General features: G+C 65.6%; 7 protein-coding genes. All 7 read right to left on the bottom strand.

Features of this window, described 5'->3' with window-relative positions; genetic code table 11:
* Positions 1 to 267: maltose acetyltransferase domain-containing protein (locus tag B4C31_RS04555; protein WP_291531521.1), on the bottom strand; the 267-nt coding region annotated here is incomplete at its 3' end.
* 326 nt (positions 268 to 593) lie between these two features.
* The gene (locus B4C31_RS04550) at positions 594 to 3,452 is read right to left on the bottom strand and encodes a glycoside hydrolase family 3 protein (protein WP_291531520.1); all 2,859 of its coding nucleotides are present in this window, start codon (positions 3,450 to 3,452) and stop codon (positions 594 to 596) included.
* Between the two features lie 264 nt (positions 3,453 to 3,716).
* Positions 3,717 to 4,439 (bottom strand): LytR/AlgR family response regulator transcription factor, encoded by a 723-nt coding sequence (locus B4C31_RS04545; protein WP_291531519.1) that lies wholly within the window; start codon positions 4,437 to 4,439, stop codon positions 3,717 to 3,719.
* Positions 4,440 to 4,637: 198 nt separating this feature from the next.
* On the bottom strand, positions 4,638 to 7,346 hold the full coding sequence (gene acnA / locus B4C31_RS04540) for an aconitate hydratase AcnA (protein ID WP_291531518.1): 2,709 nt from the start codon (positions 7,344 to 7,346) through the stop codon (positions 4,638 to 4,640).
* 141 nt (positions 7,347 to 7,487) lie between these two features.
* Positions 7,488 to 10,064, bottom strand: coding sequence for an HAD-IC family P-type ATPase (locus B4C31_RS04535; protein WP_414631845.1), 2,577 nt, complete (start codon positions 10,062 to 10,064; stop codon positions 7,488 to 7,490).
* A 166-nt stretch (positions 10,065 to 10,230) separates the two neighbouring features.
* The gene (locus B4C31_RS04530) at positions 10,231 to 10,812 is read right to left on the bottom strand and encodes a sugar ABC transporter substrate-binding protein (protein WP_291531516.1); all 582 of its coding nucleotides are present in this window, start codon (positions 10,810 to 10,812) and stop codon (positions 10,231 to 10,233) included.
* Between the two features lie 15 nt (positions 10,813 to 10,827).
* Positions 10,828 to 12,108, bottom strand: coding sequence for a class I SAM-dependent RNA methyltransferase (locus B4C31_RS04525; RefSeq protein ID WP_291531515.1), 1,281 nt, complete (start codon positions 12,106 to 12,108; stop codon positions 10,828 to 10,830).
* Between the last annotated feature and the right edge of the window lie 97 nt (positions 12,109 to 12,205).

Below are 12,205 nucleotides of genomic sequence, written 5' to 3'. Positions count from 1 at the left end.
AACCATATTGGCGTAGAAGTTCCTGCCGATGCGCGTGTTCGAGCCGTAGTCGCAGTTGAACGGCGTCTCGATGAAGGAACCCTCCCCCAGTTCGGCGAACAACTCGCGGAAGAGCGCCATGCGCTCGTCGAGCTTGTCATAGTCCATCGTGTTGATCGCATGCACAAGGCGGCGTTTGCGCATGTTGGCCGCGCCGAGTTCCGGGTCGGCCGCCACATACAGTTCGCCGGCGAGCATGCGTTCCTTTTCGCTGGTGTAATGCGTCATGCACACCATGCAACACCATCGCGCGATGCAACACGCCGACATAATGACAACGTTTGCATATTTAAGGAAGACATCGCGGGCTTACGCCGCAGCGCAAGCCCCGACACAGTCGACGATTGCCAAGCATAATCCAGTTATTCGAGGACATACCTCGTATGCAGGGAGAAGAATCGAAGCACTCCCGACTATCGCGCAGTCGCAGGGTGCTGCGCACGAACAACGCGGGACGGATGCTCACGGCCCGCGATGAAACCCTCCCCCGACAGAGAAAATGAATATCCGCCCGGCGAACAGGAGTAGGGTTCGCCGGACGGATATTGGCCCGATCAGCCGCGCCTACGCCTCAGGTAGCCGCGCACCATCAGCGCCTCGGCGCCGATCAGCAGCAAGCCGATCACCGCATCGACGCCGATCACCGCCATCTTCCACGGTTCGAGACCGGTGTTCGGTGTGCCGTTCTCGTACACCCAGCTGTTCACCACGGTGTAGAGGATGTGGCGACTCGCCTCGCGCAGGTATTGCACGGTGCTGGCGTCGGAGGTGTCCTGCGGCACGTTCGGGCCCGAGCCATAGGTGGAGAGCATCGCATCCACGCCGTTGGCGAGCGCCGCGTCGGCGTTCATGAAGCCGTGGCCGTTGTCCCGGAAGTAATCGGAGATGGTCATGCCCTTGAAGCCCCACTCATCACGCAGCACGGTCTGGAGCAGATTGCTCCACTCGCCGGCCCACTTGACACCGATGTAGTTCCACGAGACCATCAGCGCCTGCGCGCCGCCGTCCTTGACGCCCATTTCGAAGGGCTTCAGGTAGATCTCACGGATGGCCTGTTCGTTCGACCACACGCACACCATCTTGGAATTGCCGTCGTACAGGGCGAAATGCTTGATGAACGCATAGACGCCCTGGCTCTGGCATCCTTGGATGGCCGCGGTGGCCATGATGCCGGAGAGCGTGCCGTCCTCCGAGTAGAACTCATAGTTGCGGCCGCCGAAAGGGCTGCGGTGGATGTTCACGCCCGGCGCGTACCATCCGGCGATGTTCATCTCGCGGCACATACGCCCCATCATCTCGCCGTAGTCATGGACCAGGTCGGGGTTCCAGGTCATCGCGATGAGCGTGGCCACGCCGAAACCGATCGAGCCGTCGCCGGTGAAGTTGTTGTTGATGGCGGCGGGGCCGTCGGCGTCGGTGACCTGCACCTTGCCGATCGATTCGACGGCCGGGGTCTGGTAGCCGGCGAGCGAGGTCAGCTGGACCATATCGTCGACGCTCATCTCATCGAGCAGTTCGTCCCACTGCGGGTCATCGATGTCCACGCCGCGCAGATCGGCGAGCTGCACGCTGTTCCTGGCACCGGTGGTCGGCATCTGCGCGTCCGGGTCGAGATAGGTCGTGTAGTCGAAGTTCTCGTTGATGTGGTACTGTGCGCGCAGGTCGTCGGGCAGGACGTCGCTGCCCTTGGCGGCGGCCTCCTCGTAATTGGCGAAGTGATCGGCACGCGACAAATACGGCAGGTCGCCGTTCGCGTCATCGAACTCGTTGACGGCGGCGACCAGGTCGCCGTTGTGGGTATTCTCGCCGTTGTAGACGATGTCGTCGTCGACGGTCCAGACGCGACTGTCGAGTTCGGTATGGGAATCGGCGTTGATGGAGATGGTGTAGTCGCCCGCCTCCAGCACCCACGCCTTGGCATCCTCGTAATCATAGGAGGCCAGGTCGTCGGGGGTGAAGGTGAAGTCGATGGTCTGCGATTCACCCGGTTCGAGCAGGTCGGTTTTCTGCTCGTCCAGCAGGTTGGCGGTGGCCTTCTCGATGCCGCCGTTGGTATAGGGCGGGTTGTAGTAGACCTCGACCACGTCCTTGCCTGCCGCATCGCCGGTGTTGGTGACGGTCACCTCGAATGAGAGTTCGTCGCCGTTCTCGGCGATGTCGCCCATGCTCTGATCGAACGTGGTGTAGCTCAGGCCATGGCCGAACGGGAACTGGACGACCGAATCGTAATCGATCAATCCCTCATCTGCGGCGGTCTCGTAGAACTTGTATCCCACGTAGACGCCCTCGGTGTAGTCAAGGTACGCGGGAGAGAAGTCCTGCGGCACACCGGCGTTCATGCCCTGGACGGTCATGTCCTTCATGTTGCTGTAGTCGGTTTTGACCGCACTGTTCCACCACGGCGTTCGGGTCATGTCGTAGACGAGCGTGTCGGCGGTCCGCCCGGAGGGGTTGACCTCGCCGTTGAGGATGCGTCCGAGTGCGCTGAAGCCGGCATGGCCGGGGCCGGGGCACCAGATGGCGGACTTGATCTGCTCGTGCTGGTCGAGGAAGCCGAGTTCCATCGGGTTGGCGCTGTTGACCAGCACGATGACGTTGTCGAAGTTCCCGCAGACCATGTCCACCAGGTCCTCTTCGGTTTGGGAGAGCTTGAGGTAGTGTTCTCCAGCCTCGAAGTCCTGATACTCGGTGGAGTTGGACTCGAATTTGGCCTGGCTCACGTCGGTCGGCAGGTCGTTCTGGCCTTCGCTGGCCGCACGGGAGAACGTGATGATCGCCACGTCGGAGAAATCCCTGGCACCGTCGATGAGCTCCTGCGGATAGGAGTCGACCGGGGGTTCGGGCAATGACCAGCTCTGCTTGTTGATCGACATCTCCGGACGGTCGCTGTATTCGGCGTAGAAGTCGGCAAGATCCTGGTTGACCTGGAATCCGGCGTCCTCCAGGCTCTGCTGGATCGAAACCTTCTCATACAGGTCGTTGATGCCGCCGGAGCCGCCGCCCGCATAGGCGGGATTCTCCGAAGCCCAACCGAACAGGTTGATGGAATCGACGCCGTCCAGCGGCAGCAGGCCGTCGTCGTTCTTCAACAGCACGAATCCTTCCTCGGCGATCTGCTCGGAGAGCTGCTTGGCCTCCTCCGTGGTGCCCTCGCTGACCGTAGCCTTCTCGCCGAACGTCATGCCGATCAGCGTGGACATCGGGATCAGCACGATGAGATTGACCACCACCACGATCGAAAGAATCGCCCCCAACAGCGCATTGCCGCGGACCAGACCACGCAGCGGCCTGCCGATCCAGTGGGCGCCGATGGCGACCGCAACCGCAATCACCAGCAGTACGCCCAAGGCGACCAGATACCATTTGCAGGTCTGCAGGACGCCGATGACGTCCTCCATGTTAATGCCTACCATCCTGTCTCCTTTGCTCAGGCGAATCCGACGGCAGCGTCGGACCGCTGTTCCTATGGAAAGCGTGCGGGGCGATCCCTGCGGATATCGGAATCGTTCCGCCGTTGGAGCCAGTACAGCAGAATCATGGAGTCGATGCGGAGCAAACGCACCGTTCTGTCATGCGATGGACAAATTCTGCACCCACGCCCGGTCGCAATCCGGGCGTGGCACCGCGAAAGCGGGCGGGCATTGACGGCCGGAGCCGCACGACGGCCCGCCGACGCGTCAGGACCGACGGCCGGCATTCACGTACGAGGCGAAGGCCTGCTTGAATGCGGTGCGTCGGGGACGGCTGATCGGCAGTCGATCGCCGTTGGACATGATGGCTTCATGCTCCTCCACGGCGGTCACATGCGCCAGATTGACCAGATATCCGGAGTTCGCGCGCACGAAGGCGTGATCGAGCTCGATCAGTCGCTCCTCGAACCGGACGATTGAGCAGACGATCTGCATATTGCCGAGCATCGTGTGCAGGATGGTGCGATGCTTCACCGAGTCGACGTAGATGATTTCATCAAGCCGGACACGACGAATCCGTCCGCCGGACATGATCAGGATCGTCCGATGCTCGCTGGCGCGCCGCGCCTCCAGGCACCGGGTCATAGCACGCTCGAACACCTCATAGGATGGCGGTTTGAGGATATAGGACATCGCATTGATCTCATAGCCGCCGACTGCATACGCGTCGGTCAGGGAGACGAGGATCACCTCCACCGCATCGTCCACCGCACGGATCCGGCGCATCACACCGAGCCCGTCGATGCCGCCCAGATCCACGTCGATGATGATGACGTCCCAATCAGTGGTGTATGCGGCGATGAACGCGTCGCCATCGTCGAACACGGTGACGTCCAGCGCCTTGCCCTGCTCGGTCTCATACCGTCGGCACAGACCGGTCAGGATCGCCTGGCACGCCGGGGCGTTATCGACGATGGCAACGCGGACCATGTCCCCTCCTTCAACGAATCAGATGGACAACAGTCTGCCATCGTCGCAATGCAACACGCCGCAACATCCGTATACGCTCCGCCCGTCAGGCTGACACGACTGCGGATTGCCGCATGGTCGTAAGGCTTCCGCCTCATAACGGGAAACGCCCGCCCCGCAGGCATGGGGCAGGCGTTTCGGCGTATGGTGGCTTCCGCGTCAGCGCTTCATCAGGTTGCGCAGCACGTACTGCAGAATGCCGCCGTTGCGGTAGTAGTCGGCCTCACCGGGCGTATCGATGCGCACGATCGCGTCGAATTCGACCACGGTGCCGTCGGTCTTGGTGGCGGTGACGTGCACGGTCTTCGGGGTCTCGCCGACGTTCAGCGCCTCGATGCCGGCAATGTCATAGGTCTCCGTGCCGTCCAGCCCCAGCGAGGCGTAGGATTCGCCCTCGGGGAACTGCAGCGGCAGCACGCCCATGCCGATCAGGTTCGACCGGTGGATGCGTTCAAAGCTTTCGGTGATCACGGCCTTCACGCCGAGCATCATCGTACCCTTGGCCGCCCAGTCGCGCGAGGAGCCGGTGCCGTACTCCTTGCCGGCCAGCACGACCAGCGGCACGTCATGCACCTGGTAGTCGCGCGAGGCCTCGTAGATGGTCGTCGGTCGCCCGGCCAGGAAATCATAGGTGTAGCCGCCCGGGGTGACCTCCTGCCCGACCGAGGCGAGCAGCTGGTTGCGCAGACGGATGTTGCCGAACGTGCCGCGTACCATGACCTCGTGGTTGCCACGGCGGGAACCGTACGAGTTGAAGTCCTTCGGCTCGACGCCGCGGTCGGTCAGATACCGGCCGGCGGGGCTGTCGGCCTTGAACGCGCCGGCAGGCGAGATGTGGTCGGTGGTCACCGAATCGCCGAGCAGCGCCAGCACGCGGGCGCCGTGGATGTCGCGCACCGGCTCGGGATCCGCGCCCATGCCGTCGAAGAAGGTCTGCCGGCGCACGTAGGTGGAGGCCTCGTCCCAGGCGAACAGGTCGCCCTCGGGCACGTCGAGGCCGCGCCAGCGCTCGTCGCCGTCGAACACGGAGGCGTAGTCCTTCAGGAACATCTCACGGCTGACCGTGCCGTTCACCACGGCCTCGACCTCGGCGTTGGTGGGCCAGATGTCCTTGAGGAACACGGGCCTGCCCTCCGGGTCCGTTCCCAGCGGCTCGGTGGCGAAGTCGAAGTCCATCGTGCCGGCGAGCGCGTAGGCGATGACCAGCGGCGGCGAGGCCAGGTAGTTCATCTTGACGTCCGGCGAGATGCGCCCCTCGAAGTTGCGGTTGCCCGACAGCACGGCCGTGACGGTCAGGTCGTTGGCGTTGATGGCCTCGGAGATCTCGGGCAGCAGCGGCCCGGAGTTGCCGATGCAGGTAGCGCAGCCGTAGCCGACGAGCTGGTAGCCCAGGGCGTCCAGGTCGTCCTGCAGCCCCGCGGCCTTGAGGTAGTCGGTGACGACCTGGGAGCCCGGTGCCAGCGAGGTCTTGACCCACGGCTTGGGGCTCAGGCCCTTGGCCACCGCGTTGCGGGCGATCAGTCCGGCGGCGATCATCACCGAGGGGTTCGAGGTGTTCGTGCAGCTGGTGATCGAGGCGATGGCCACGGCGCCGTTCGTCAGGGCGAAGTCGCCGCGGAAGTCGGTATGGACCGGCACGGGTTCGGTGACGGTGTCGGCGGTCTCGTACATCGGCAGCGCCGCCTCGAACGCCTGCTTGGCCGAGGACAGTTCGATGCGGTCCTGCGGGCGCTTGGGTCCGGCGATGGAAGGGATGACCGAGCCGAGGTCGAGTTCGAGGTACTCGGAGTAGGTCGGCTCCACATAGCCGGGTGCAGTGGCATCTCCCCACAGCTTGTTCGCCTTGGCGTACGCCTCGACCAGGGCGACCTGCTCCTCGGAACGGCCGGTCAGGCGCAGGTAGTCGAGCGTGACGTCATCGATCGGGAAGATGCCGCAGGTCGAGCCGAATTCCGGCCCCATATTGCCGATGGTGGCGCGGTTGGCCAGCGGCACGGAGGCGATGCCCTCGCCATAGAATTCCACGAACTTGCCGACGACGCCGTGTTGGCGCAGCATGTCGGTGATGGTCAGGACCACGTCGGTGGCCGTGACGCCCTCCGGGATGGCGCCGGTGAGCTTGAAGCCGACGACGCGCGGCACCAGCATGGAGATCGGCTGGCCGAGCATGGCGGCCTCCGCCTCGATGCCGCCGACGCCCCAGCCGAGCACGCCCAAGCCGTTGACCGTGGTGGTGTGCGAGTCGGTGCCGACGCAGGAATCAAGGTAGGCCAGCTCGCGGCCGCCGGGGGCCGCCGCGGCCTGGCGCATGACGACCTGCGCCAGGTATTCGATGTTGACCTGGTGGATGATACCGGTACCCGGCGGCACCACGCGGAAGTTCCTGAAGGCCTGCTGCCCCCAGCGCAGGAACTGGTAGCGTTCGCGGTTGCGCCGGTATTCGATGTCCATGTTGCGTTCGATGGCATCGGCCACGCCGTAGTTGTCGATCTGCACCGAATGGTCGATGACCATGTCGGACTGCACCTGCGGGTTGATGACCTGCGGGTCGCCGCCCAGGGCCTTGACCGCGTCGCGCATCGTGGCCAGATCGACCACGCAGGGCACGCCGGTGAAGTCCTGCATGACCACGCGGCTGGGCGTGAACTGGATCTCATGGCTGGGCTCGGCGTCCGGATCCCAGTCGAGCAGCGCCCGCACATGGTCGTCGGTGATGTTCGCGCCGTCGATATTGCGGACCAGGTTCTCGACCAACACCTTCAGCGAGTACGGCAGATGGTCGATGCCGTCCAGATTGTCGATGCGGTAGTAGTCGTATGCCTTGCCCGCCACGTTCAACGTGGACAGTTGGCTGTCGCGCAGTGCCATGAATCCCTCCGAGCGTCAGGGGCGAGACGCGGGCCGGATGCGGAACGCCTCGCCATCGATACACCGCATTCCACGGTACCGTGTCCGTGTCCCGGCTCTGGCGTGTCGGCTTGTCATGTGAGACAATCCGGCGTCTGTTCCTCAGCGTTCGGCATGGCGATGCTCCACGATCCGCCACACCTTGGGTACGGCGAACAGGCAGAGCGCGAAGATGACCGCGGCCATGGCCAGCGCCACCAGCGTGGCGACCAGCGTCCGGCCGGTCGGCAGCTGCAATGCGAAGAACGAGGCGACGAACGGGATGCACGCGCCGATCACGCCGGCCGCCGCGAAGCAGGCCACCAGAATCCCCCGCCAGGAACGCAACGGCTTGGCCACGCGCGCCAGCATGAACACGCCCATGACGAACAGGATGATCGCGCAGGTGGCGCGCAGCGAGACCAGATCCGCGTCCGACCCGGACACGTCCCATCCCATGATGCCCGGCAGCACCCAAGCGGCCAGCAGCACCGACAGCGCCGTGGCCAGACCACCGGGGAGCGCGAAATGCACCACACGCTTGAGGAACCCGGGGATATAGCGTCTGGTGTTCGGGGCCAACGCCAGGATGAACGCGGGCGCGCCGATGGTCAGCGCACCGATGTAGGTGATATGCCGCGGCAGGTACGGATACGGGATCTGCGTGAGGACCACGCCGAGCGAGATCAGCGCCGAGTACACGGTCTTGACCAGGAACAGGCTGGCCACGCGCTCCATGTTGGCCATCACCTGGCGGCCTCGCGCCACCACGTCAGGCAGATGGGAGAACTTCGAATCGACCAGCACCACCTGCGCCACGGCCTTGGTGGCCGGGGCGGCGTTGCCCATCGCGATACCCAGATCGGCCTCCTTGATGGCGAGCGCATCGTTGACGCCGTCGCCGGTCATCGCCACCACATGCTCGCCGGCGTGCAGCGCCTGCACGATGGCCTTCTTCTGATCGGGCAGCACACGTCCGAGCACGTCCACATGCTCCAGCACGCGGGCCATCTCATCGATGTCCTCGGGCAGCTCACGGGCGTCCATCGCCACGGGGCGGCGGTCCCCGGTCAGGCGCACCTTGGCGGCGATCGCCCCGACCGTGGCGGGGTTGTCTCCCGAGATGACGCGGCAGCGCACACCCTGGTCACGGAACCAGGCCAGCGTCTGCTCGGCATCGGCGCGGATGCGTTCCGAACAGATCACCAACGCCACCGGCCGGGCCTCCGGGAGCAGTCGCGGCTCGTCCGCCAACGAAGGCTGCCCGGACCCATCGGTCTGCGTCGTCGGCTCCATGAGCCCGGCGGGAAGATGCGCCACCAGCAGGACACGGTCGCCGTCGGCGGCGTAGGCGTTGGCCTGATTCAGGACATCGGCGTGGTCGCCGTCCAACGCCGCCAGGATGACCTCCGGCGCGCCCATGTACCACAGCCCTCCGGGCACGGCGAACGACGACGGTTGGCCAGCCTCGCTCGCGGCCGCGCCGACCAGCCCGTACCCCTGCTCGGGGTAGGCGACGGCGCTCCATTTGCGGGCCGAGGAGAACGGGACGCGCGTCTCGATGCCGGCGGGAGCGTATCCCCGCTCCCCCAACGCCTCAAGGATCGCCCGGCCGGTGCCGTTGGGCTGCTCCTCGTAGGCCAGGTCATATAATGCCTGCAATACGCTGTCCTCCTGCGGATGCCCGGAGGCCTTATCCGGGCCTGCGGCCGCCGCATCGGCGTCCAGCATGACCAGACGGTTGAACGCGATGCCGCCGTCGGTGATGGTGCCGGTCTTGTCCAGGTTCAAACTGTCCACGCGGGCGAGCGTCTCCACCGATTCAAGTTCCTGCACCAGCGTGTTCTTGCGGGCCAGACGGATTGCGGCGAGCGCGAAGTTCAGCGAGGTGAGCAGCACCAGGCCTTCGGGGATCATGCCCACCACGCCCGCCACGGCCGAGACGACGGCCTGGCGCCATTCGCCGGTGGCGATGGCCACGCCCCATCCGCCGACGGTGTTGATCTGCGACCAGACGAGCAGTGCGCACAGGGGCACGACCAGGAAGGTCATGAATTTCAGGATGGTGTTGATGCCCTTGTTCAGGTCGGAGACGGTTTTCTTGTAGACCTTGGCCTGGGCGGTCAGCGTGGCCGCGTAGCTGTGCTCGCCCACGGCGTTCACGCGGACGAGCGCCATGCCGGACACCGCTGTGGACCCCGAGTAGATCTGGTCCCCCTCGGTTTTGCGTACCGTGCGCGACTCGCCGGTCAGCATCGACTCGTCGAGCTCCAGCCCCCAGCTTTCGATGATCTGCGCGTCGGCCGGCACCTGCTCGCCGGAACGGATCCACACGACGTCGTCGAGCACGATCCGGTCGTGCGGCACCTCGACGTCCCGGCCCTCGCGGCGCACCAGGAAGTCCGACGCCACCAGGATCGAAAGCCTGTCCAGCGTGCGCTTGGCACGCAGCTCGGTGACGATGCCGATACCGGTGTTGATGATGATGACGAATCCGAACACCGCGTCACGCCAGGATCCGGTGAGCAGCACCAGCACCATGGCCGCCAGGATGATGCCGTTGAACAGGGTGAAGACGTTGGCCCGGATGATCTCCGCCAACGAACGCGACGTGGAATCCTTGACCTTGTTGGTCCGTCCGGATTCCACGCGGGCCTCGACCTCGGCACGGCTCAGGCCGCGCTCGGCGGTGGCGGGCATGGAGGGGGCGTCATTGGGTGTGCTCATGTCATCCTTTGCGTTTCGTGCGTACAACGGTCACTATCCATTATTGGCCGCAGCCGTCCGGCGATGGTACATATCTACCCTGATTCTTCCCTGAGCGTCCCGCGGCCGCCATCGTCCGCAGGGGTGATGTCCCGTTGCGTCAGTCGGTGACCGACGTGCTGACCATCATGGTCTTCTCGTGCGGCAGATCGTCGATGACGGTCATCACCGCGTCGTCGATCGGCGTGGCGTCCATCGCGCGGTCGTTAACGGTCAGCGCCGCCGCATACAGCGTGTCATCAGGCAGCTCCCCCACCGGGTTGAGCAGCGCCACCGGTATGCCCGCCCCACGGGCGTCGCCGAGCGCGTCGTCCCAGCCCCCGGCCGTGTCGTCGGTGATGTCGGGGCGGCTGACGACGATGATCGCCACCTGCCGTTCGGCCATATCCCTGACGCCCTGCTGCGCCGTGCCCTGTGCGTCGTCGACCCCGTCCGTGGACAGGTAGGAGGTCCGCAATCCGGACGCGTCGAACGCCTGCAGCACGATCCGGTCGAAGTCCGGCTGGTCGGATCCGATGAAGCCGATGACCACGTCGCCCCGGTCCAGTCCGTCGAACGCCACGTCGGGCTCCTGCTCCTGGGTGTCCCCGACGGCCTTGCCGGGCGGTGTGCAGGCGGGCAGCGCCAACGCCAGCGCGGCGGTGGCGGCCACGCCCATGATGCGGCGAAACAGGTGTGTCATGGCTCCGTCCTCGGGTTATTCCGCGCGTCGGAACAGGGCAACCGTCTCGACGTGATGGGTCATCGGGTAGATGTCGAAGGCGCGGATATCGGCCAGCTCGTATCCCAAGCCGGTCAGCGTGCCGGTGTCACGGGCCAGGCTCGTCGGGTCGCAGGCGATGTAGACGATGCCCCGCGGCCCGGCCGCGGCGATCTGGCGGCACGCCTTGGCCCGTGCGCCGGCCCGGGGCGGGTCGAGGACCACCACATCGGGGTGCGACAGGTCGTGCGGCACACGGTTCAGGACCGTGGAGACGTCGCCGCACCGCGCGTCGACGGCGGTGATGCCCACGCGGCGCAGGTTGCGTTGCGCGTTGCGCACCGGGATCCTGCCGCCTTCGACGCTGAGCATGCGCGTGCGATCGGCCGCCAGCGTGGCCAGCGGCAGCGTGAACAGGCCGGAGCCGGAATACAGGTCCCAGAGCGTGGCGGCGTTCGCGCCATCGAGCACGCCGCGCACCAGCGTCAGCACATGGTTGGCCAGCGCGATCGGTGCCTGGCGGTGCATCTGCCAGAAGCCCGCGGCGTCCACCGTGTATCGGAACTCGTGCCCGTCGACGTCCACCGTCTCCTCAAGCTCCCGCGAGCCGTCGCGCAGCTCGCCGTCGACGAGGACGGCATGGTTGGCCCCGTCGTCCGGAGGCGCCGCCCCCGCCGCAGGGCGCGGTTCGGGCACGGCGATGCGGATCTGCGAGCCAGGTTCGAAGCCGCCGTCCCAGACGTGGCATTCGTCGGCGACGTCGAGCAGTGCGCGGCTCGCCAACGGCATCGTGTCGATTGGCACGCGGACGTGGGTGCCGCGGCGGCGCATCGAGGGACGGCCCTGGTCATCGGCGATCATCTCGATGCGGGTGCGCCAGTTGAGGCCCCCGGTCTCTAGGTCGCAGGCCATGCGTTCGATCGGCACGTCCTCAAGCTCGATATGCCCCAGACGGCTCATCTGCTCGCCGATGGTGATGGCCTTCCACCGCAGCTGCCCTTCAAGGCTCACATGCACCAGGTCGGCGCCGCCGACGCCGCCGCCCATGGCCAACGGCCCGGCGAGCAGCCAGGGCGGGGTGACGCGGTCCTCGCTCGGCTCAACGACCTCGACGACCTCGCCGGTCCAATACCGGTCGTCGCGGTCGTGCGGTTCGTCGAGCACCACGCGCACGAGTTCGCCAGGCAGGGCGAACCGGACGAAGACCACGCGTCCGTCGAGATGACCGACGCACCGGCCCTGATCGGCGTACCGTTCGATGCGAATCGTTGCTTCCATGCAGCTTGCTCCTTGACGCCCGATACGGGCCTTGTTTACGGCCTTGCGACCTGTATGACTGGTTCGCGTCCGGTCGGCATCCCCCGCCGGTGACGGG

Origin of the sequence: Bifidobacterium sp. UBA4282 (assembly GCF_002394995.1) — a bacterium.
Lineage (GTDB): Bacteria > Actinomycetota > Actinomycetes > Actinomycetales > Bifidobacteriaceae > Bifidobacterium > Bifidobacterium pullorum_B.
This window is presented reverse-complemented; position numbering and strand designations above follow the sequence as displayed.

Bases quoted from the DNA above. Each gene is read 5' to 3' on its own strand.
- B4C31_RS04530 (WP_291531516.1), bottom strand. From the start codon at position 10,812: ATGACACACCTGTTTCGCCGCATCATGGGCGTGGCCGCCACCGCCGCG.
- B4C31_RS04550 (WP_291531520.1), bottom strand. From the start codon at position 3,452: ATGGTAGGCATTAACATGGAGGACGTCATCGGCGTCCTGCAGACCTGC.
- B4C31_RS04535 (WP_414631845.1), bottom strand. From the start codon at position 10,064: ATGCCCGCCACCGCCGAGCGCGGCCTGAGCCGTGCCGAGGTCGAGGCC.
- acnA (WP_291531518.1), bottom strand. From the start codon at position 7,346: ATGGCACTGCGCGACAGCCAACTGTCCACGTTGAACGTGGCGGGCAAG.
- B4C31_RS04545 (WP_291531519.1), bottom strand. From the start codon at position 4,439: ATGGTCCGCGTTGCCATCGTCGATAACGCCCCGGCGTGCCAGGCGATC.
- B4C31_RS04525 (WP_291531515.1), bottom strand. From the start codon at position 12,108: ATGGAAGCAACGATTCGCATCGAACGGTACGCCGATCAGGGCCGGTGC.